This is a genomic window from Desulfopila aestuarii DSM 18488 (genome assembly GCF_900143695.1).
Taxonomy (GTDB): domain Bacteria; phylum Desulfobacterota; class Desulfobulbia; order Desulfobulbales; family Desulfocapsaceae; genus Desulfopila; species Desulfopila aestuarii.
On sequence record NZ_FRFE01000013.1, the window covers coordinates 16,171 to 39,959 of the forward strand.

Annotated in this window: 14 protein-coding genes; 9 read left to right on the forward strand and 5 right to left on the reverse strand. The window is 53.4% G+C overall.

The annotated features are described in order from the left end of the window. Window positions 1-155: 155 nt before the first annotated feature. The 4 genes from BUF15_RS13525 to BUF15_RS13540 all read left to right on the forward strand — a co-directional run bounded on the left by BUF15_RS13525 (window position 156) and on the right by BUF15_RS13540 (window position 6,476). Window positions 156-1,454, forward strand: coding sequence for an OmpP1/FadL family transporter (locus BUF15_RS13525; RefSeq protein ID WP_073614028.1), 1,299 nt, complete (start codon window positions 156-158; stop codon window positions 1,452-1,454). Between the two features lie 50 nt (window positions 1,455-1,504). Then, entirely contained in the window at window positions 1,505-3,010 is a 1,506-nt protein-coding gene (locus BUF15_RS13530; RefSeq protein WP_073614029.1) for a cyclic nucleotide-binding domain-containing protein, read from the forward strand. 74 nt (window positions 3,011-3,084) lie between these two features. After that, entirely contained in the window at window positions 3,085-4,809 is a 1,725-nt protein-coding gene (locus BUF15_RS27400) for an HD-GYP domain-containing protein (protein ID WP_073614030.1), read from the forward strand. Then, window positions 4,806-6,476, forward strand: a complete 1,671-nt coding sequence (locus tag BUF15_RS13540) for an HD-GYP domain-containing protein (RefSeq protein WP_073614031.1) — start codon at window positions 4,806-4,808, stop codon at window positions 6,474-6,476. The genes BUF15_RS27400 and BUF15_RS13540 overlap by 4 nt, the downstream gene beginning before the upstream one ends. A gap of 114 nt (window positions 6,477-6,590) precedes the next feature. Here BUF15_RS13540 and BUF15_RS13545 read toward each other — a convergent pair whose 3' ends face one another. From BUF15_RS13545 to BUF15_RS13560, 4 genes are all read right to left on the reverse strand, one after another. Continuing rightward, window positions 6,591-7,922 carry a TRAP transporter large permease gene (locus BUF15_RS13545; protein ID WP_073614032.1) on the reverse strand — a complete coding sequence of 444 codons (1,332 nt, stop codon included), beginning with the start codon at window positions 7,920-7,922 and terminating at the stop codon, window positions 6,591-6,593. Then, window positions 7,922-8,467, reverse strand: a complete 546-nt coding sequence (locus BUF15_RS13550) for a TRAP transporter small permease subunit (protein ID WP_073614033.1) — start codon at window positions 8,465-8,467, stop codon at window positions 7,922-7,924. The genes BUF15_RS13545 and BUF15_RS13550 overlap by 1 nt, the downstream gene beginning before the upstream one ends. Window positions 8,468-8,622: 155 nt before the next feature. After that, the gene (locus tag BUF15_RS13555) at window positions 8,623-9,696 is read right to left on the reverse strand and encodes a TRAP transporter substrate-binding protein (RefSeq protein ID WP_073614034.1); all 1,074 of its coding nucleotides are present in this window, start codon (window positions 9,694-9,696) and stop codon (window positions 8,623-8,625) included. A gap of 304 nt (window positions 9,697-10,000) precedes the next feature. Continuing rightward, the gene (locus BUF15_RS13560) at window positions 10,001-10,702 is read right to left on the reverse strand and encodes a FadR/GntR family transcriptional regulator (RefSeq protein ID WP_073614035.1); all 702 of its coding nucleotides are present in this window, start codon (window positions 10,700-10,702) and stop codon (window positions 10,001-10,003) included. Window positions 10,703-11,228: 526 nt separating this feature from the next. Here BUF15_RS13560 and acs point away from each other — a divergent pair. From acs to BUF15_RS13580, 4 genes are all read left to right on the forward strand, one after another. Then, window positions 11,229-13,370: an acetate--CoA ligase alpha subunit gene (gene acs / locus BUF15_RS13565; RefSeq protein WP_073614036.1), complete on the forward strand. Its 2,142-nt coding sequence runs from the start codon at window positions 11,229-11,231 to the stop codon at window positions 13,368-13,370. Continuing rightward, window positions 13,360-15,240 carry a bifunctional acetyl-CoA hydrolase/transferase family protein/GNAT family N-acetyltransferase gene (locus BUF15_RS13570; RefSeq protein ID WP_073614038.1) on the forward strand — a complete coding sequence of 627 codons (1,881 nt, stop codon included), beginning with the start codon at window positions 13,360-13,362 and terminating at the stop codon, window positions 15,238-15,240. The genes acs and BUF15_RS13570 overlap by 11 nt, the downstream gene beginning before the upstream one ends. A 256-nt stretch (window positions 15,241-15,496) precedes the next feature. Then, window positions 15,497-17,092, forward strand: coding sequence for a citramalate synthase (gene cimA / locus BUF15_RS13575; RefSeq protein WP_073614039.1), 1,596 nt, complete (start codon window positions 15,497-15,499; stop codon window positions 17,090-17,092). 45 nt (window positions 17,093-17,137) lie between these two features. After that, the gene (locus BUF15_RS13580; protein ID WP_073614040.1) at window positions 17,138-18,088 is read left to right on the forward strand and encodes a YbgA family protein; all 951 of its coding nucleotides are present in this window, start codon (window positions 17,138-17,140) and stop codon (window positions 18,086-18,088) included. 12 nt (window positions 18,089-18,100) lie between these two features. On the opposite strand, the gene BUF15_RS13585 is transcribed toward BUF15_RS13580, so the two are convergent. Then, a complete protein-coding gene (locus BUF15_RS13585) occupies window positions 18,101-19,690 on the reverse strand; it encodes an HD domain-containing response regulator (protein WP_159441299.1) in 1,590 nt (529 codons plus the stop codon). A 336-nt stretch (window positions 19,691-20,026) separates the two neighbouring features. On the opposite strand from BUF15_RS13585, the gene BUF15_RS13590 reads away from it, so the two are divergent. Continuing rightward, window positions 20,027-23,638: a hydantoinase B/oxoprolinase family protein gene (locus BUF15_RS13590; RefSeq protein WP_073614042.1), complete on the forward strand. Its 3,612-nt coding sequence runs from the start codon at window positions 20,027-20,029 to the stop codon at window positions 23,636-23,638. Window positions 23,639-23,789 lie beyond the last annotated feature (151 nt).

Here is a 23,789-nt window from a genome sequence, read left to right on the forward strand (position 1 = left end):
TCCGTCGCCTTGTTATTTATTTTTCGTTGTCCCATACTGGAAGTAATCATATTGACTACAAAGAAGTAACCATAATGACTACTCACCATCGGTCTGCCCCCCAGCAGACCGTTTGGACCGGTGACATTTGCCCACATTGAGACCTAATACGTGCTATGAAAAAGACGAGCACTGCACCTGCCAGTTCTTTACGCAAACGTTCGCTGCTTTTTGCCAGCCTGCTTACCTGTGTTTTCCTTGGAGCTCCTTTTGCGTATGGCGCTGGATTCCAGATCCCTAACCAGTCTTTAAAAGCCATCGGCAGTGCTGGGGCCAATATCGCCTACAACACCGGCCCGGATGCGGCCTATTATAACCCTGCCAACATGAGTTTTCAGAGCGATAACTGGGCCATCGAAACGAGCCTGACCACCCTCTGGCTTCCCGAGGTGAATTACCAGGACAATCGTACCCCTGCTTTTGACGGTTCTTCCGATTTCGAGATGTTCTTTTTGCCCCAGATACACCTTGTCTCAAAAGAATATAACAATTTCCGTTTCGGTTTCGCCCTCACCTATCCCTATGGATTGGCCAAAAGCTGGGATCAGCCGTTTCCCCAGGTGGCCGCCCGCCATTTTTCCCTTGATGTAGTTGAGGCAAGCCCCAGCTTCTCCTACCGGGTGAACGATGATCTGAGCCTTGCTGTCGGCGTTCGCGCTATTTACGCAAAAGGGGAAGTGCGCAACACCGCCATCAACCCGCCCATTGGCGACATTGCCCCACTCACCACCCTTGACCGGGACCTCGATGCGGATGATATCGCCTTTGGTTATAACCTGGCGATGACCTTTCGCCCCACCCCGGCCTGGAGGCTGGCGGCAACCTACCGGTCTAAGGTGGATCTTAACCTGGAAGGGGACGCCGACCTCACGGCCCTTGTCGGTCAATTTCCGGTAGCTGGCTACAACGGCTCAGCTGCACTCGATCTGACACTGCCGGCCGTCTTCAGCCTTGCGACCTCCTACAGCTTTGGAGATCTCACCCTGGAAGTGGCCTGGAACCGGACATTCTGGTCGGACATCGATGAGCTCGACTTCAACTATGGTCAGTCGCTCGCAGGTTCCCCTTTTCAGGTTTTCGACGAACCAGTGGTGAAAGATTGGAAGGATTCCGACGCACTGCGCTTCGGCCTCACCTATCAGCTATCGGAACAGTTCACCACCACCCTCGGCTTTGCCATCGACAACACACCGATCCCCGAGCGCACGGTGAACTTCGACCTCCCCGATTCCGATGCCTATATGTACGGCCTTGGAGTCCAGTATGCAGCAAACGATTCACTGAAGCTGGGAGTCTCCTACATGTACTATCACACCACTTCACGAAGTGTGACCAGCAGTTCCACGGGAGTTGACGGCACCTTTGATGACGGCGGCGCCCACGCCATCACCGTAGGCGCCATTACCTCGTTTTAATCGGGAACAACAACCTATTCATTCAGAAAATATCTATCACGAGACCGACCATGAACATCACGACCGAACTGCAGGACCAGGATACCTTGCTGGAAAAGATTCTCCCTTACGCCGGATCCCACGCATTTTCCGCCGGGGATACAATCATGTCGCCGGACAACGATCCGCAGGCCTTTTACTATGTGAAAAAAGGCAGCGTCGAGGTCAGCTATACTGGCCAGAACGCTACCAGAATCACAGTGGCGTTGATCGGTGAACGGGAATTTTTCGGCGAAATCGGTTTTTTTGACGGTGAGACCAGGGTGCGAGACATCCAGGCCAACGGGCCGGTGGAAGTGGCAATTTTCAACGCGGAGACCATGAACTTCCTGCGCCGTGAAATCCCCACCCTCTATACGGACTTCCTCATCTTCATTACCCAGAAAATATGCCGAAAATTTCGTCGCATCGCTGGTGAAAGGGAGCCTGTAGCCAGCTATGCCGATCTGCTTTCCACAAAACATTCCAGTGTCTACACAGAATCGCGGCCCCTGCCGCCATCGCTTCTCCACTCTGAAGGGTGGCACGCCACCAGCAGTCGTACCGAAAGATTCAAGGCTGAACTCTTTGATCTGTCCCACAAGTTGCAAAGAAAGGACACCGAAGGCATAGCCGATCCCGAGGCGGAGCAGCGGTGCATCGACCTGCTCGGTGAATTGAGTGAATCTCTGCAGGATTTCAAAACCGCCATGGTCGGCATGGTTGGCAGCGGCAATGAAGAGATCATGTGGGGCTATGTGTTCAAGGAAATCTACCCCTATCTCATGCGCAGCCGGTTCGCTGAGCGTGCCTATTACAAGCCCAAGGGGTATGCCGGCGATTTTCTCATGATGGAGCACATCTATGCGAATATCCCCAAGGGCGACGGGAAACTTGGTGAGATCGTCGACAAATTCTGCCTGCAGCGCCCGGGCTCACTGGCCATCCACGGGCGACGCAAGCTGCTGAAAGAACAGATCGCAGCCATTAGCGCCGAAAATGCCAAACATGGCAAAGTGACCCGGATCATGAACCTGGCCTGCGGACCAAACCGCGAGCTGTTCGATTTCTTAAGCGAATGCCCTTACAGCGAATTGATCGAGGCCCTCTGTGTCGATATCGATCCGGAAGCACTCCAATACACCAATCAATATGTAAACATCTTTCCGCACCGGGCCTCGATCCGGCTAATGAGCGAGAACGTGATCAAATGGGCGCTGGGCAGAGTCACCCACCAGCTGGGCAAGCTGGATATCATCTATTCCGCCGGGCTCTGCGATTATCTTGAGCCGCGGCTGTTCAAGGCCCTGATCAAGCAATGTTATAATCATTTGAATCCGGGTGGCACTCTTCTTCTCGGCAACTTCACCGCTTATCCAGACTCACTCTTTCTCGACAAACTCCTGAAATGGGAGCTCATCTACCGAGACGAAGAAGAGTTACGCGAGCTGTTCTCCGCAACCCCCTTTGGTGACAAGGTGGACATTATTGCCGAACAGACCCTGGTCAATCTTTTTGCCGTTGCCCATAAAGACTAAGTTCGGAGTCCCTGTCCCGGTTTTGAACGTAGAAATCGAGACAGGGTCTCCAAACCATCAATTTCAGAAACGTGATGTCACAAGTACAGCAACTGTCGTCGCCATATATTTTTGAGGAAACACGCCTGCTGTTTTACCAGCGGACTCTCATCTGCTTATGGCTTGCGGTGGTGTTTTTTCCTCTTTTTTCCATACTCGACTATGCCTACTGCAACGAGTATTTCAGCCGTTTTCTGCTCTACCGACTGATCTATGTCATCATCCTGCTCGCCTTCATCAATCTTTTAAAGCAACAAACCTTCAAAAAACTTGCACCATACCTGATGTATCTTGCCATGGTGCTGGGCAGCCTGGTCATCTCTAAAATGGCGGTCGAACTGGGAGGATTTTCCTCCGGCTATTATGTGGGTATTCTACTTATGATCGCTGGCGCCCTGTTCGTACTGCCGCTCAGCGCCGCCACGGCTCTCTTTTATGGTCTTTCCATGTACGGGGTCTACCTGGCAACGGTGCTGACCACGCTTGGTCTTCCAGAACAGAACCAAATACATTTTGCCGTCAGCAATTCGTTTTTCTTTTTAAGTCTTGTCGGTATCGTCGCAACTCAGAGTTATGACGACCTGCACACCCTCCACAACCAACTCCGCGCCAAGGAGAATATCCGCAAGATTCATTACAAATTGTCCGCCTACACAGACGGTCTTGAGGAAACAATCCAACAACGCCTGATTGAACTCCAGGAAACCGACCTCAAATACCAGGATCTTTACAACAACATCATGGACATGGTTGTACTGGTCGATGATGAAGGGATAATCCACCAGTTCAACAACAACTGTCGAACCCTTCTTGGCATCGCCGAGAAAGAGCTTGAGGGAAAAAATATCAGGCAACTTCTCCGTCATGAGCGGGAAAAAACCGACTGGCTCACCCATATTATCCTGCAGCTGCGAGGCAACCTGCCACTGCGCAGCATCCAGCTCAACCTCGTCAACATCCTGGGCGAACCGCTGGAAGTGGAGCTAAGCGCCTCACGGATTGAAATTAACCACGCACCCTATTTCCAGCTGATACTGAGAGATATTTCCATTCAAAAAAGCATTGAGCGTAAACTGCTTGATGCAGAACGGCTGATCGGCACTTCCCGGCAGGCAGCAATATTCGGCCTGGCCCGACTGGCGGAATGCCGAGATGACGAAACAGGTCAGCACCTTTCCCGTATCCGGTCCTATACCCGCATTCTGACCGAAGAGTTGGCCAGCTCACATGAGTACGGCCCGCTTATCGATGACCGGTTCATCGACGAGATCGGATATTCCGCAGTGCTGCACGATATCGGCAAAGTCGGCATACCAGATTCGATCCTCATGAAACCGGGCAAACTCACTGAGGTCGAGTTTGAGTTGATGAAACAGCATACGATATTTGGCGCAAACGTTCTGGCTGCAGCGGACCATGGAAAAGAGAACTCCTCTTTTCTCCAGCTTGGCAGGGACATTGCCAGATCCCATCATGAACGATGGGATTCCCGTGGATATCCGGACGGCCTGCCGGGAGATGAAATACCTCTGGCCGCACGCATCATTTCCCTGGCTGATGTCTATGATGCGCTCACCTCCAACCGGGTGTACAAACCACCCTTCAGCCATGAAGAGAGCCGGGCAATTATAGTGAGAGAAAGCGGCCGGCAATTTGATCCCCATGTCGTGAATGCATTTCTCCGGCGTGAGAATGACTTCAAGGAGACCAGAATGAGGCTGCTTCTGCAGCAGCCCGAACCCGCCAGGAATGGGTCATGAAGAGTTACCGGGAAGAGCTCCTCGAACTTCATCACCGCCGGGTCTATTATATTTTGCTGGCGGGCGCCACCTTTATGGTGCTTTTTTCCGTCCTCGACTATTTCGTGGTCCCGGAAATGTTCGTGGAATTTCTGCTCTGCCGATTAGCCGGCACAGCAATCTGCCTGCTGTTTGTCTTCTTGAATTATCGTGACCAACAGAAAAAATTTGCCTTTGCCACTGGATTCTCGGGATACATTGCCATAAGTATGGTTCTGCTGGTGATAATTGCACGAATGGAAGGGATCGCCTCCCCCTACTATGTCGGCCTGATTCTTGTCATGACCCTTTACGCCGCATTAGCCCCGCTCACCATGGGCCAAACCCTTATCAGTGGCCTGCTGCTGGTTCTGCTTTACACTATCACAGTCCTTTACAGCACCCCCTTGAGCGAACCATTCCTGCTCGACCTGTTTGCCAACCTTTTCTTCATGCTGAGCATGGTCGGCCTCAACACCACCCAAAGCTGGGCGCACACCAGGGCGCGGGAGAAAGAGTACACACTCCGCGTTGAAGAAAACAGAATAGCCGAGCAGCTTTCACTGCACGCCGAGGCACTGGAAATAGAAGTGGAGAAACGCTCCCGCGAGCAGCAGGAACGTGAGGCACGCTATCGATTGCTTTTCAACCAGATCGCTGATGATGTGGTACTGGTCTCACCTGAAGGAATCATTCTGCAAACCAACAGCAACTTTGACCAGCATTACGGAGACGATATCCACTATGGCGAAACACCGCTCAGCACCATCATTCCCGAAGAAGAGCAGCGTAACCTCCGCAACATCCTGGCAGAAACGATAAGCAGCATCACACCGGTCCGTAACCGGCAGCTGCGCCTTATCAAGCGTGATGGAAACTCTACTGAAACAGAGGTCAGCGCCGGCCTGCTGCGCCGTGATCAGGCCGTTATCGTCATTCTCATGCTTATCAGGGATATCAGCGGAAGAAAGGTGATGGAGCAAAAGCTGCTCGCGTCCCTTGAGACCCGTAAGCAGACCGAGACTGCGGCCATACTTGCCCTGGCCAAACTCTCGGAGTTCAGGGATGCCACGTCAAGTAACCACCTGGAGCGGATTCGGGAATACTGCCAGCTTTTGGCAATTGAACTCTCGCAGTATCCTGAACTGCAAAGCGTCATGACACCAACCTATATTGAGGATATCTATCACGCCTCTATTCTCCACGATATCGGCAAAGTGGCAATCCCCGACAAATTCGGGGGGCTTGATGAACCTCAGCTAGAACATGAACACGAACTTGTCCGCCGCCACACCATCACCGGTGGCGACGTGATCCGAGAAATGCAGGAAGAAAGCAAAGGCAGCAGCTTCCTCGAGATGGCCAAACACATCGCCTATTTCCACCATGAGCGCTGGGACGGCAGGGGTTATCCCCATGGACTTATGCGCCGGGAAATTCCACTGGCCGCCCGGATCATGGCCCTAGCGGACGCCTACGAAGAAATGACCGCAGGAACCCCCAACAATCCAACCAGCAAGAGCCACGACGAAACGGTCTCTTACATCACATCACAGTCCGGATTGCGGTTCGACCCGATGGTGGTCGGAGCCTTCTTGGCAAGACAGGATGACTTCCAGGCAATCCTGAAACGTTTGATGAACGCCTGAACAACCCCTTGCATGCATAGTGGCGGCACGATACCGACAACCGAGCCTGATGATGCCAGCCCTTCCAAAAAGTAAGCCGCCTTCCTACCCCGTACACTTACGTTAGCTCAATCGTTATTCAAATCCATAAAGACCGGGGAAGACAATGATCGACAACAGCACCACCACCTGAATAAAAATAAATGGGATGACGCCTCGATAGATATCAATCGTACTCACCTCAGGCGGACAGACACCTTTTAAGTAGAACAGGGAAAAACCAAAAGGCGGTGTCAGGAAGGAAGTCTGCAGGTTCATGGCGATAAGAATGGCGAACCAGAGCGGGTTGAGACCGATAATATCGGCAATCGGCAACAGAATCGGTACGACAATATATGAAATCTCAATAAAATCGATGAAAAAGCCAAGCAGCATGATCGCCAGCATGGAGAGTGCGAGAAAGGTCCACTTCTGCCCGGGCAGATTGGTCAGGGCATCCTCAACAATGTAATCAGCACCACTATAGACAAACACCATCGAAAAGGCGGTGGCTCCAATCAGAATGGCAAAAACCATGGCACTGATCTTTACCGTCTCCAGCGCCGCTTCCTCGACAATCTGCAAACTCAAACGACGATACAGGGCGGCCAGCACCATGGCCCCCACACAGCCCACCGCTGCCGACTCGGTGGGAGTGGCGATACCGGCAAAGATCGAGCCGAGCACCATGACGATAAGGGTGAGTGGCGGCACGATGGCCATCAGCGCCTTCTGGATATTGACAAATTTCCCGCCCTCCTGGGGCGGCATGGCCGGCGCCACGTTTTTATCCAACAACGCCAGGATAAGTATATAAACGATATAACAGACAACCAATACCAGACCAGGCCCAACCGCAGCCTGAAACAGGTCTCCTACCGGTTGCTGGAACACATCGCCCAGGATGATGAGTACAATCGAGGGGGGAATGATCTGGCCGAGGGTTCCGGCCGCACAGATAGTCCCGGTAGCCAGTCTCTTGGAATAACCATATTTGAGCATGACCGGCAGCGAAATGACACCCATGGCCACTACCGATGCGCCTACAACTCCGGTTGAAGCGGCCAGGAGCGTCCCCACCAGCACGGTGCTCACCGCCACACCGCCCCGGATCTTGCCGAAAAGCGTACCCATGGCTTCCAGCAATCGTTCCGCCAGATTCGATTTCTGCAGAATGATGCCCATATAAATAAAAAGCGGCACAGCCATCAGGATGGTGTTGTTCATGATGGAATAGATACGAAAGGGCATCATGGAAAACATCTGCAGAAACTCATCCGTAACCGCACCAAGGGAAGGATCGGGCAGCAGTTCTACCAGGGCCGCGATCACCCCGAAAAAGATCGAAACAGAACCGAAGGTAAAGGCCACAGGATATCCAATTGCCAACAGGGCCAGAGCGGCGATGAACATAACGATACCGACCATTATTGCGCCCCTCCGTCTGTTGTAGAGGGTACGGACCCACCATCTTTATGAAACCGGTACAGGTTGATGTTTTTCACCGTATAGCCAACAGCCGAAAAAATCAGTACCCCAAAGGCGATGGGAATCATACCCTTGATAATCCAGCGATACCGTAAGCCGCCAGGATCTTCAGAAATCTCACCAATCTCCCATGCATCCCGGACAAAGTCGAAAGAACCAAAGAAGATTAATAACGCCAGGGGAAGAAGAAAAAAGATAGTACCGATAATGTTGATGATCGCCTTGTTCTTCGGCTTATACCGGTCATAGAGGAAATCAACGCGTACATGGCCCTCTTCAATCAGCGCCACAGACATGCCGAACAAGATCACCACCGAAAAGAGGTGCCACTCCATTTCCTGCATCCCAACCGAACTGTTGTGAAAGGTATAGCGCATGATCACATCGTAAAAGACATTCAGTGTCATTAAGAGCAATACAAACGACAGCCCTTTCCCAAGCCATCGGCTTAGCCGGTCATAAAATCGTTCCACCCGTATCAACATTATTGCACTCCCAAACATAGATGTATCGACCAGACGATTCCCTTCTCAATCGCCAGAGCCGGTACATGATGAACAACATTTCCAAAACAAAAAACCGTCCCTCCTCCAGAACAAAGGAGAACGGACGGTTTCACCTGCAACCGGTATCACCCGAATTATTCCTGAAGTGCTTCCACTGTCTTAATATACAGATAGTCTGACATCCTGGTCCACTCACGAACATCAGCCATGTACGCCTTCTGATTTTCCCAAATCTCCTTGAAGAGCGGATCTTTGGCGGCATAGTCACTCATGACCTCGTCGTTGGCCTTTTTCATCTCTTTTAAGACCGCGGGCGGAAAGCTCATAATCTTGATATCAGGATATTCGGCCTTGATCTGAGCCCAGGCACGAGCATTGGCGTCAAAGTTCATGGCGGTCTGATCGGCAGTTACTGCCTTTATGGCGGTGGTCAGGATTGCCTGATACTCAGGTGACAGCTGTTCAAAGGCCTTTTTATTGATCAAATAGTGCATCTCTGCACCCGGCTCATGCCAACCGGTGTAATAGTAGGGAGCGATTTTGTGGAAGCCCATTTTGATATCCATACCCGGGCCAACCCACTCAAGGGCGTCAATGGTACCACGGTCAAGGGAAGTATAGAGCTCACCCGGCGGGATATTGGTCACAGCCACACCAAGTTTGGCAAAAATCTCGCCCGCAACACCGGGAATGCGCATTTTTAGACCTTTCAGGTCGTCAACAGATGCGATTTCCTTTTTAAACCAGCCGCCCATCTGTACACCGGTATTGCCGCCGGGGTAGGAAAGAACATCAAACTTTTCAAAGGCCTTATCCTGCAAGGTCTGTCCATCACCATAATAGAACCAGGCATACTGCTCGTTGCTGGTCATGCCGAACGGTACAGTGGTGAAGAAAACAGAGGAGATGTCCTTGCCTTTCCAGTAATAGGAAGCGGAATGCCCCATCTCGTACTGGCCCCCTTTCACCATATCCAAAATACCCAAAGCAGCTTTGTGTTTTTCGGCACCTTCGACCCGGATCTCAAAATTACCACCAGACATCTTGCTGACCATATCTGCCAGCTTCGGCGCCGCCGCTGCCAATGGTGTCAGCGTACTCGACCAACTCATGGCCAGCTTCCAGCGAACTTTTTCCGCCGCCAAGGCAGGTGAAGCAACCAACATACAGGTTGCCAGCACTGTTGCAATTTTTCCAAAACGCTTCATATTTTCTCCTGTTTCTCCGTAGTTTCGTCTTTTCATGTCCTCAATACATCATGCCAGACAGCCCAACAAACCGGTCTGACAGCCATTTCATCCGGTAATATCTAATACGACAACCATTTTTGCGCAATATCAGAAACACGGTTCCGAGAAACAAAATTCAACAGAGCACAACGATGCCCTCAGAAAATTCAGAGCACACACACATAACGCACCAAAAGTGCGACAACTATAACAGCTGACTTAATAACCAGGGCCATCGGTCTCGGTGAAATCACCGAGACCGATGGCTCGAAGAAGAACACGATTATCTGGCGCGGAAATATTTCTGGACGTATCGAATATGTGATTTCATGGCATCACCAGCCTTTGCGGGCTCCCTGTCACGAATTGCGGCAAACACCTCACGATGATGTGCCAGCACGTCATGGAGGGTGTTGGCATCCTGATACATATGGGTCAGATTTTGCTTGATGCCAATGAAAAGAAAATCGTAGAAATTGCGCATCAAGTGAATAAGCACGGGATTTTTCGTGGCAAAGGCCACCGCCATATGAAAGGCCGCATCCGATTCGGTAGTGATCCTGTCTGTTGTTTCAAGATCTTCGGCCATCTCTTCAAGGGACCTTTCCATGGAGAGAATATCGTTTTCAGTAGCTCGTTGCGCGGCCAGCACCGCAGCATTGGCTTCAAGGCCCATGCGCACTTCGAGGAGGTCGTCAAGCGTCGCTTCTTCCGTAGCCATGACTGCGGCTAGAGGATTGCCTTTCCTGCTATCCGGTGAGCTGACAAAGGTACCCTGCCCCTGACGATGCTCAAGTAGCCCCATGGTCACCAGCTTATTAATGGCGTTTCGAACCGAGGTCCGGCTAACTGCCATGGAGATCGCCAGTTCCCGCTCAGGAAGAATCTGCTGACCCGGCTTGAATTCACCTTTATAAATAAGTTCCCGTATCTGTTCAAAGACCTGATCGGATATCCGTTTTGGTCGAATAGGCTTCAGTTTCATAACACCTTCACTACTGTAATATTATCGTTTACACCGCATTCATGTCCGAATATACGGTTTATTTATGACACCACGAATTTCTCTATGCAAAAACATTTGGTTACAGAAAAAATGATCTTCTACAATCACGGTAAACCGTGCCACCAGAACCATTGGTAATACCATTCGCGCAACTCTACGTCACTCCATCAACAATTTCAGAATAATCGCACTATGCCCCAGAATACGCATTATTGCAACATCCAACATCGCTATCCCTTGACATTTCCGTCCATTGCAAACGCTATTGGTCATACCAAACAGCCAGTTAAATTGTCCCGAACTGGTGTTTTCAATATACCTTTAAATATGAGGCAATGCTTGCTATAGGTATCTCGCGGTACCGTAGAGTCATTCCGCAAACGGTCGTTCAAATCAGAGGAAATTTTCCTGGACTTCGACCATAATCCCATTATTTTGACTACAGTCATACCGATGACTGCACCGGCCAAATCTAACATCAACAGCACACCTTCCGACATCAACCATGCTGACACACCTTTTCTACCCGCAAAAAATAGCGTTACTTGGCGCTTCGAGAGTCCCTGGCAAAGTCGGCCATGACATTATGGCCAACCTTGTCGATGGCGGCTATACCGGAACGATCATCCCGGTGAACCCTGCCGGCGGCGAACTCTTTGGCCATACAGTCCTCTCCAGTCTGGATGCTTACCGGGGCGCCATCGATCTCGCCATCATCGCTGTGCCACGATCAGAGGTAATGACGAGCGCCAGAGAATGTCTACAGAAAGGGGCCAGGACCATTGCCGTTATCACTGCCGGCTTCAAGGAAACAGGACGGGATGGGGCGATGCTTGAGCAGGAATTGGCTGAGCTTTGCCGACGTAACGGTGCTCGACTTCTCGGCCCCAACTGCCTGGGATTGCTGAACACCGGCCACAGCTTGAACGGCTCCTTTGCTGGCGCCATGCCGAAAGCGGGCCGAATTGGGGTTTTCTCACAGTCCGGTGCCCTCTGCACCTCAATTCTCGACGTGGCACGCGGCCGCGACCTCGGCCTCTCCAAGCTGGTCTCCATCGGCAACAAGGCGGACATCACCGAAGACGATCTACTGGAATATTTCGGCAACGACCCGGACACAGACGTGATCGTCGGTTATCTCGAAAACATCGTGGCCGGTGATAATTTCATCAAATGCGCCACCGAAGCCGCCTCAAAAAAACCGGTTATCATCCTGAAATCTGGCACCAGTCAGGCCGGTCGCCGGGCCGCAGCCAGTCACACCGGTGTCATGGCCGGAACCGACACCGCCTATGGAGCTGCTTTCAAACGGGCTGGGGTCATCCGCGCCGACACTTTTGAATCGCTCTTTGATTATGCCACGGCGCTTTCCATGCAGCCGCTGCCCAAGGGAAACCGGGTGCTTGTGGTCACCAATGCGGGCGGCCCCGGCACCATGGCCGCCGACGCCATCGAACATTCCGGAATGACAGTGGCCGAACTGGCCACCAACACTGCCGCCTCATTGCGAGAACGGCTACCAACAGCAGCCAGCGTCGCCAATCCCATCGACGTCCTGGGCGACGCCCCACCCGCCCGCTATGGCGAGACCATAGCCGCCGCACAGAATGACGACGAGGTGGATGCAATCATCATCATCCTTACGCCCCAGGCAATGACCGACCCGGCGGAAACCGCCCGCACCATAGCCCGCACCATCGACGGTTCAAAGCCAGTGCTGGTTTCCTTTATGGGTGGTCGCGAGGTTATGCCCGGCGCCGATGAACTTGTCAAAGCCGGTCTTCCCAATTTCCCCTCGCCGGAACGGGCGGTGGCGGCGCTCAAAGCCATGTACGACTATGCGGTCTGGAAGGCTCGACCGCCACGGATTGTCACCCGCTTCAAGGTGAACAGGAGACGGGCTGACCATATCATCACCCGGAGCCGCGCCAACAACGTGCTCCAATTGAATGAAGTCAAGACCAAAAAGATCCTCGACGCCTACGGCTTTGCCATCCCACCCGGCCGGCTGGTAGCTTCAGCCGAGGAGGCAGTAGAACATGCCCGCCACATCGGCTTCCCCCTGGCCATGAAAATAGTCTCGTCCGACATCATTCACAAAAGCGAGGTTGGCGGCGTTCGTCTGAACCTCACCACCATCCAGCAGGTACGCGACAGCTACGACCTGATGATGATGCGAATTAAGCAACGCGCGCCCGAAGCAAGAATCGACGGGATCTATGTCGAACATATGGGCGATCCTGGTATCGAGGTCATCCTCAGCATGACCCGCGACCCGCAGTTCGGGCCCATGCTGATGTTTGGCCTGGGCGGCATTTTTGTCGAAGTGTTGAAAGACGTCACCTTCCACCTGGCGCCCATTACCCACGAAGAGGCGATCGCCATGCTGCGCTCGACCCGTTCCTACACCATTCTCGAGGGCAAGCGCGGTGGCCGTGCGGTGGATATTGACAATATCGCCACCGGCCTGCAGCGCATCAGCCAGCTCACCACCGACTTCCCGGAAATCATCGAGATGGAGATCAACCCCTTTATTGTCGGCGAATTCGGCACCGACCCGGTTGTGGCCGACGCCCGCATCACGCTTGCCGAACCACCCAAACGATCTAAAAGCTATTTTTTGAAAGGCCAAGAACATGGAATTTGATACAAACTGGCAGGACCGCTATCGGGCCATGATCATGAGCCCCAGAAAAGCGCTGCGTAAAGTTCGCTCGGGCCAGCGGGTGTTCATCGGCACCGGCTGCGGCGAGCCCACCATGCTGGTAGAGGCCTTGGCAGCCAGGGCCGGCGAAGTTGCCGATGTCGAGATTCTGCAGCTCTTCACCAAGGGCGATGCCTCGTATGCGAGGCGGCAGTTTGCCGACAGTTTCCGGCTCAACTCCTTTTTCATTGGCCAGAATGTCCGCCCCATGATCCAGGAGGGTCTCGGCAGCTACACCCCTATGCTGCTCTCGAACATCCCCCACCTGTTCAACACCGGCCAGCTGCCCATCGACGTGGCCCTGATCCAGGTGAGCCCGCCAGATGAACAGGGTATGGTCAGCCTCGGCATTGCTGTGGACATCGTCAAAAGCGCCATCGAAAATGCGTCGCTCATCATCGCCCAGGTGAACCCCCAGATGCCGCGCACCATGGGCGACAGCCTGGTTGACGTCTACGACCTTGACGTGCTCGTACCCGTCGACCTGCCGCTGCTGGAGCGTGAGCTTGATACAGTCCACCCCACCAGCCGTGAGATCGGCCGCCGGGTGGCAGCACTCATCCCCGACGGAGCCACCATTGAGTTCGGTTTCGGGCGGTTGGACAGCTACGGCCGTATACCCCACGCCACCATGGAATTTCTCCATGGCAAAAAAGATCTGGGTATCCATAGCGAGATGATCACCGACGCCATCCTCGAGCTGATTGCTTCCGGCGCTATCACCGGCGCCCGAAAATCAAGCGATCGGGGACGCATCGTTGCCAGCTTCTGCCTCGGCACCCGAAAACTCTATGAGTTCGTCAACAACAACCCGCTCTTTTGCTTTCGCCCCACCGAGTATGTCAATGATCCCCGAGTCATCAGCCGGCAGACCCGGATGGTGGCCATCAACTCAGCCCGGGAAATTGACCTCACCGGCCAGGTAGCTGCAGACTCCCAGCAGGGACAACTCTATTCGGGAATCGGCGGCCTGATCGATTTCAATCGCGGAGCAGCCAGCAGCCGGGACGGCCTGGCTATCATCACCGTACCCTCCACCGACCCGGAGGGCAAGCGTTCCAACATTGTGCCACATCTCTCAAAAGGTTCAGGCGTTGTCGGGACGAGGGGTGATGTCTATTACGTGGTCACCGAATATGGAGTGGCCTATCTCTACGGCAAATCCATTCCTGAACGGGTCATGGCACTTATTTCCATCGCCCATCCCGATTTTCGCGAACAACTCTTTGCCGAAGCCATCGAGGCCCATTATCTGCGACCCGAGATGGCAGCTGTGGGCGGCAAGTTGGCCCTGCCACCCAATGAGGCCATGCAAACGACCATGCTTCTCCACGACGGCACTGAGATCCAGTTACGGGCAGTGTTGCCCACCGACGAAGCAAACATGCGTGACCTCGTCTACAACCTCTCCAGGGAAACAGTCTACTACCGGTTCAAGAGCCGGCAGCTCACCTTCTCCCCTCAACAGATCCAGGACTTTGTCTATGTCGATCACCGCAGGGAAGTAACCATCGTCGCCACGGTACCGGAGGCGCACGGTGAAATCATTATTGGTGTAGCCCGCTATTATCTGCATGAAGAGAGCAACCGGGCCGAGATTGCCTTTGTGGTTCGCGACACCTGGCAGAACATGGGAATCGGTTCCTTTCTCTACCGCCACCTGGCAAGCATAGCCGGGCGTAACGGAATTGCCGGCTTTTCCGCCAAGGTGTTGAGGGAAAACCAGCGTATGCAGACCATCTTCAACCATTCCGGCCATGCGGTAACAACCAGCTTCGAACAGGGCATCTATAGTTTTATTATAGATTTTTAACAGTCGGCATTCGATGGCACAATAAGACCGCGACTCAAGCTGCTTCGGGCACTAACCGTTTTCTCGGCCAGCGTGCCCGGAGCCCACCTCTGCACCACTGGAGGTGTAGCGCCCTGATAATTTTTATCTTCCTATTTTCGTCATTTTTCTTTATCGTGAAAGGTTCCGGCGGACCATCACATTTTTTTCCCGCTCTATTTTCCAGCCCATTACTTTTTACATATTTTATCAGCAGAACAGAGGACAACGATTCACCATGGGGAGATCAATAGAAATCTACGACACTACGCTGAGAGACGGCACTCAGGCAGAGAACTTCAACCTTTCCTCGGATGACAAAGTTCGCATCACCCGTGCCCTGGACGAACTCGGCATTGATTTCATTGAAGGCGGCTGGCCGGGTTCCAATCCCGTATCAGTCGAATATTTCCAGAAAATGCGAGGCGTGCAGTTACAACACGCCAAGCTTGCAGCATTCGGTTCCACCCGCCACTTCAAAAACCGACCGGAGGAAGACCCCAACCTGCAGGCGCTCCTTGACGCCAGGGTGCCGGCCATAACTATTTTCGGAAAGAGCTGGGACATTCATGTAATTGAGGCGCTGCACATCAAACTCGAGGACAACCTGCAGATTATTCAGGACACTCTGGCCTACCTGCGCCCCCAGGTAGAGCATCTCATTTATGATGCCGAACATTTTTTCGACGGCTTCAAAAACAATGAAGAGTACGCCCTGGCCACTCTCATGAAAGCGGCCGAAGGTGGTGCTGAAACCATCGTCCTCTGCGACACCAACGGTGGTACCCTGCCCCAGGAGATTGAACCCATCGTCAGGACGGTGAAGAAGCATATAGCCGATCACGGCCACACGGTGAAAATCGGCATCCACTCCCATAACGACTCGGATTCGGCGGTGGCTAATGCGCTGCTGGCAATCAGCTGCGGGGCCGATCATGTCCAGGGCACCATTAACGGTTTCGGCGAGCGGTGCGGCAACGCCAATCTCACCTCAATCATCCCGGCGGTGGTCTTCAAGATGGGGCTTTCCTGCAAGGTACAGCAGAATATCGACAGCCTCTACGCCACCTCGCGACTGGTGAACGAGCTGGCCAACCTGCCTCATAATCGCTACCAACCCTATGTTGGCGAGTCCGCTTTTGCCCACAAGGGCGGCATTCATGTCAGCGCCGTCAAACGCAACCCCCTTACGTATGAACATATCGATCCGGACAAGGTCGGCAATATCCGCCGCATCCTTATCTCCGACCAGGCGGGTCGCTCCAACATCCTGCATAAAGCCAAGCTCTGGGGGCTGAAGATCGGCCCCAATGATCCGGTACTCGCCACCATCATCAGCGAGTTGAAAGAACTTGAAAATAACGGTTTTTCATTTGAAGGTGCAGAGGCAAGCTTTGAGATCCTGATGCGTAAAGCTCTTGGCCTCCAGCGGAACTACTTCAAGTTCGAAACCTTCCGGGTCATGAACCATAAATACCGGATGGATAAACCACCGCTCACCGAGGCCACCATCCGCCTCTTTGTCGGAGGGGACGAGGTGCACACCGCCGCCATGGGCGACGGCCCGGTAAACGCCCTTGATCGCGCCATCCGCAAGGCACTGGTCCGTTTCTACCCCTGCCTTGAAGAGATGGAACTCTTCGACTACAAAGTGCGGGTGCTCTCCGGTGAGCATGGCACCGAGGCCAAGGTTCGGGTTCTGGTAGAAAGCCGCGATAAGCAATGCGCCTGGTCAACTGTCGGCGTCTCAGTGAACATCATCGAGGCAAGCTGGCAAGCACTGGTGGACAGTATCAACTATAAGCTGATGAAAGAAGAAAACCGTAGCGAATAAACCACCTATCAACATATCGGGTCACCAGCCCGGGAGGGGTAGAGCATGGATGAAAAAATACGTCTTGGTATCAGTTCCTGTCTCTTAGGTAATCCTGTGCGTTTTGACGGTGGTCACAAACATGACCGTTTCCTGACCGACACCCTCGGCCGCTATGCCGACTATATTCCGGTCTGCCCGGAAGTGGAGTGCGGCATGCCCATCCCCCGGGAAGCACTGCGGCTGGTAGGGACTCCGGAGGCACCACGGCTTGTAACCTCCCGAACAAATATCGACCACACTGAACAAATGCAGCAGTGGGCGGAGAAGCGCCTTCGGCTCCTGGCAGAGGAACAGCTCGACGGTTTTATCTTCAAAAGCCGCTCCCCCAGCAGCGGTATGGAACGGGTAAAGGTCTACACCAACAAGGGAATGCCGGAGAAAAACGGGATCGGCATCTTTGCCCGCGCCTTCATGGAACGTTTTCCAAACCTGCCGGTGGAAGAAGAAGGGAGATTACACGACCCGATCCTGCGGGAAAACTTCATCGAGCGGATTTTTGTCCACCGCCGCTGGCGCAGGCTTTTGGCCGAAAAACGAACGGTCGGCGCCCTGGTCCAGTTCCACACCAGCCACAAATTGCTGCTTTTCTCCCACAGCGAAAAAATCTACCGGGACTTGGGTCGACTGGTAGCACAGGCCCGGAAAATTCCGGACTATGAGCTTTTTACCCAGTATGAACAGCAACTGATGGCTGCGCTCAAGCTACGCTGCACTCTGAAAAAGCACACCAACGTCCTTATGCACATCCTTGGCTATTTCAAGAAAATGCTGACGAGCGACGAAAAACAGGAGCTGCTCACCATCATCGACAATTTCAAAGAGGGGCTGATACCACTCATCGTACCGGTAACCCTGATCAATCACTATGTGCGTAAATACAATGAGGAATATCTGGCGGATCAATATTACCTCAACCCCCATCCACTGGAGCTGAAATTGCGCAACCACGCCTGATCGCAACCGAAGTCAGTGATCGGGATATTTCTCACGTATTGCCAGGAATTCCGGAAGATTGCCTACAAGAATATCCACAAGCTCGGGGTCGAAATGACTCCCGCGTTCGCGCTTGACCAGAGCAACCACTTCATCCGTCGGCCAGGCTGCCTTATAACATCGGACAGAACCTAGAGCATCAAAGACATCGGCCAACGCCACAATCCGGCCATAGATATGAATATGCTCCTCGTTCAGGCCTTGCGGATACCCTCGACCGTCCCAACGTTCATGGTGCTGATGGGCGACAATGGCCGCCATCTGCAGGATCTGCCTCTGGGATTTCTTCAAGAGATCAAAGCCCATGATCGTATGATCATGCATCACTTCCATCTCCTCACGGGTCAGTCGACCGGGTTTATTCAACAGGGCGTCGGGAATGCCAATCTTACCGGCATCATGCATGGGCGAGGCAAAGCGCAGAGACATCGCTTCCTGTTCACCCATGCCGTATTTTCGTGCCAAAAGATAGGTGTATTCCGCCACCCTCCGAACGTGATTGGCTGTCTCGTGCGAGCGTGTCTCAATAACCTCGCCCAAAGTGATGACCACTTCTTTCTGGGTATTGACAATCTCCTCCTGCAGGGCCAGCGAATCGATGACACTGGCGATATTATTCATGTATATCTTTACCAGCCGCCGCTCCGTTTCTTCATCGAGACGACAACCATCGAGATAGATAACGCAACGCAGATCATTCGGTGTCCTGATATGGCCAAACCAGTCATTTTCCCCGTACTCGCTCGTTCCGTCCTCCAGCACCTGCATCAGTCGCTGATATAATGACGCGGGCAGGACCGCCTCAGGGGCGCTTTCATGACAGGCTGCAAAGGCCCCCCAGCCACTGATAATCTGACTTCTGTCGTCACTGCTGAACAGGACAAAGGCGTTGTGGTTTGTCCCAATATGCACCGCCTCTTCCCGCCCCATATCATGGTGGAGCAACTGGTACATCGACTGTAGAATCCCTCGCAACAGTTCATGCATGGTGACATAGCCAAACAGCCTGCTGGAAACCTCGACAACACCCTCTAGGTGCGTATTGATTCGCCGGACTTCCTCCTCTTTGTGCTTTCTTTCCGCCACCTCCTCCTGCAGGTCGATGTTTTTCTGTCGCAGCTCAACGGTTTTCCTGGCTACCTCCTCTTCAAGATGCTGCTGGTACATCCTGTTTTCCTGGACAAGCCGCACCTTCTCAAGGCAACGAGAGATGGTGTTTTCGAGGATCGCCATATTGGCGATAGGCTTGGTCAGATAGTCCCAGGCTCCAAGTTTGACACTCTGCACCGCATCATCCAGCTGACCCGCACCTGAGATGATAACAACCGGCGTATCTGGTGAATGCTCATGGATGTAAGCCAGCACCTCAAGGCCCCCCATCACTGGCATATCCAGATCAAGAAGAACCAGATCGATATTCTCTTTCTCAAAAATATCAAGGCCTACCCGACCGTTTTCCGCCTCAACACTGGCATAACCCCACTGGGCGAGAAAAGCGGCAAACACCTGCCGGATCATCGGTTCATCATCAATTATCAGAATCTGGATATTTTTTTTGGACATAACCATCCCGCCTCAAGTGTACACAGCACCACTATACCACCCAGGTTTCATAGCCTTACATTGTAGTGTAGCACAGCCGGCCCTCGTGCCAGAAAAGAAAAAGTGCACCAGCTAGCTCAAACTATCGCTGCATACCAAGGAACAGCGGCAACCTATTTTCACCATTCAGATTTTTCAGCGGGTATGGTAGAAATGAAAAAGATTGATACTACTACCTGTAACCCTCAACCTGAGTTGAGTTGTATTTTCTCCTCACCAATGATGCCCCTTTCATGAAGTTTTCCCGTTTCACATGAGACATCTGACTTTAACCATCTGTATTATCAGAGGCCGACAATGAACAAATGGCAGATCTGGGTTGACCGGGGTGGGACCTTTACCGATATCGTCGCTAAAGCTCCGGACGGCAGACTGGTAACCAAAAAACTGTTATCGGAAAATCCGGAATGTTATAAGGATGCTGCTATCCAGGGCATACGGGAGCTACTTGGCCTGCAGGGTTCCGACACCCTTCCCCAGGACCAGATTGCCCATGTAAAAATGGGGACCACCGTCGCAACCAACGCCCTGCTCGAACGTAAAGGTGACCGGACCTTGCTGGCCACCACCAAAGGTTTTGGCGATGCTCTGCGGATCGGCTACCAGAGCCGTCCGGACCTTTTTGCCCGCCACATCATCCTGCCGGAGATGCTTTACGAGGAGGTGGTGGAGATAAATGAGCGGATCAGTGCCACGGGCGAATGCCTGATCGCCCTTGACGCAGAACAGCACCGAGAAGCGCTCGTTGCAGCCTTTCACCGCGGCATCCGCTCAATCGCCATCGTTTTCATGCATGGCTACCGCTACACTACCCATGAAAAACTGCTGGCGGAGCTGGCTAAAGAGATCGGCTTCGAGCAGATCTCGGTGAGCCATGAGGTAAGCCCATTAATGAAGCTGGTCTCCCGTGGCGACACCACAGTAGTCGACGCCTATCTCTCGCCGATCCTCCGCCGCTATGTCAATCAGGTGGCAGGAGAACTGAACAGCAGAGAAGAAAACGGGCCGCACCTCATGTTCATGCAGTCCAACGGCGGCCTTACCGACGCCATGCTGTTCCAGGGAAAAGATGCAATCCTCTCCGGTCCGGCCGGCGGCGTAGTCGGAATGACCCGCACTGCCGCGATGAGCGATCTGACCCGGCTGATCGGCTTTGACATGGGTGGAACCTCTACCGACGTTACCCATTATGACGGCGAATATGAGCGGAGCTTTGAAACAGTCGTTGCCGGCATCCGGATGCGTTCGCCAATGATGCATATCCACACCGTTGCGGCCGGCGGAGGATCCATCCTCCAGTTTGACGGTTCCCGCTTCAGAGTGGGGCCCGAGTCCGCCGGCGCCAGTCCCGGTCCGGCCAGCTACCGGCGCGGCGGCCCTCTCACCGTCACCGACTGCAATGTCATGCTGGGCAAAATTCAGCCCGACCATTTCCCCAAGGTGTTCGGCCTAAACGGTGATGAGCCGCTTGATGCTCTTGCAGTCCGAAATAGTTTTCTCCAGATGGCTCAGGACATCGCTCATGCGACGGGGACAGAACCACAGCCCCCGGAGAGTATCGCTGAAGGATTTTTACGAATCGCAGTGGAAAACATGGCCAACGCCATCAAAAAGATATCGGTGCAGCGTGGTTACGATATCAGCGACTACACCCTCAACTGTTTTGGTGGTGCCGGCGGTCAGCACGCCTGCCTGGTTGCCGATGCACTTGGCATGCAACAGGTCTTTCTTCACCCTTTTGCCGGTGTACTCTCAGCCTACGGCATGGGCCTTGCCGACATCCGAGCCATGCGGGAAAAACAAATTGAACGGCCCTTGGGCGATGATGGAGAAACGGTCCTTGAACAGACAGCAGCACCACTGGTAACAGAAGCACGCACCGAGGTGCTGCGCCAGGGAATCAATGAAAAGGAGATTGCCATCATCTGCAAGGCGCATCTGCGTTACGAAGGCACGGACACCGCCCTGCTCGTTGATGCAGGGCCAGTAGCCAGGATGATCGGCGACTTCGAGCAGGCCCACCAGAAACGCTTTGGTTTTATCGCGGAAAGCCGCGGTCTGGTTATCGAGGCTGTCTCAGTGGAGGCGGTCGGTACCAGCGAATCGCTGATCGACCCGGAAACATCAACAACCACAACGACTCCCCTTCCTCCTACAGCGACTGTCGACCTCTTTCTGGAAGGCTGCTCACGCAAGGTCCCGCTCTATGGGCGAGAAGACATCCTGCCCGGCCATGTGGTGACCGGCCCGGCCATTATTGTCGAGACAACCGGCACCATTGTGGTAGAAGATGGCTGGCAGGCCAGGGTCAACAAGCGCCACCATCTCCTTTTGAACCGACATGTTCCCCGAAAACATGTAGAAGCCATCGGCACTACGATTGATCCGGTAATGCTGGAGATCTTCAACAATCTTTTTATGTCGATTGCTGAACAGATGGGTGCCACCCTCGCCAACACCGCCTACTCCGTCAACATCAAGGAGCGGCTCGATTTTTCCTGCGCCCTGTTTGATGCAGATGGCAATCTGGTGGCCAATGCGCCCCACGTCCCTGTCCATCTGGGCTCCATGGGTGAATCGGTCCGCACCGTGATCCGCGAAAACAGCGGCAAAATGCGGGCGGGGGATGTCTACATGTTGAACGCCCCCTATAACGGCGGCACACACTTGCCCGATGTCACCGTCATCACCCCAGTGTTTGACAGTGACAGTAACAATATCCTCTTTTACGTCGGCTCGCGCGGCCACCACGCCGATATCGGTGGCCGAACCCCTGGCTCCTCACCGCCCGACAGCTGCCACATCGAAGAAGAAGGGGTATTGATCGACAATTTTCTGCTGTTACGGGACGGCAGGCTTAGGGAGCGGGAAACCCGCGCCTTGCTGACCTCCGGTCGCTACCCTTGTCGTAATATTGAACAGAATATGGCCGATCTTACGGCCCAGATCGCAGCCAACGAAACCGGTGTGCGGGAACTGCGCCGGATGGTCGATCACTACGGCTTGGCGGTTGTTCACGCCTACATGCAGCATGTTCAGGACAACGCTGAAGAATCGGTACGACGAGTGCTTGGTGAACTGCCGAGTGGCGAGTTTATCTACCACCTTGATGGCGGCTCACAAATAGCGGTCAACATCACAGTCGATCACAAAGCCCGCGGAGCGACCATCGACTTCACCGGCACCTCACCCCAGAACCCCGGCAACTACAACGCCCCCCGTGCAGTCTGCCAGGCCGCGGTGCTCTATGTGTTCAGGACTCTGGTTGACGACAATATCCCGTTAAACCAGGGCTGCTTAAAGCCCCTGAACATCATCATTCCCGAAGGATCCATGATCAGTCCGGTCTATCCGGCAGCAGTTATCTCGGGCAACACCGAGGTGAGCCAGGCCATCACCGATACCCTCTACGGTGCCTTAGGGCTTCTCGCCTCCTCCCAGGGCACCATGAATAATTTTGTCTACGGCAATGAAACCTATCAGAATTATGAGACCATTTGCGGAGGCACCGGTGCCGGTCCGGACCATGACGGTACCAGCGCGGTACACAGCCACATGACCAACACCCGCATGACCGACCCGGAGGTGGTCGAGTGGCGATTCCCGGTCCGTATCGACCAGTTCTCCATCCGTCACGGCTCAGGCGGCAAGGGTAAATTTTCTGGCGGTGATGGCGTGGTGCGTGATATCCGCTTTCTGGAGCGTATGACCGCCACCATCCTCTCGTCACATCGTGAAGTCGCCCCATACGGTCTGGCAGGCGGCCTGCCGGGACGAACAGGAAAAAACTGTGTTATCCAAAATGATGGAACAATACATGAAATTGGCGGCAACGATGAAGTCGTGATGGAGCCAGGTGATATTTTTCGCATCGAAACCCCAGGTGGTGGCGGCTACGGAACATCATGAATTCAATTAGTTTTATCATAACGGTGCATTTTTTTTCATCACAAATTACCGCTTCCTGCTGGATTCTTACATGACAGTGTGTTAAGGTTCGCAAGTATAACGTTGTTACTGTCAACTCGGTTTCCGCGGGTTCGCAATAACAAGAGCGATC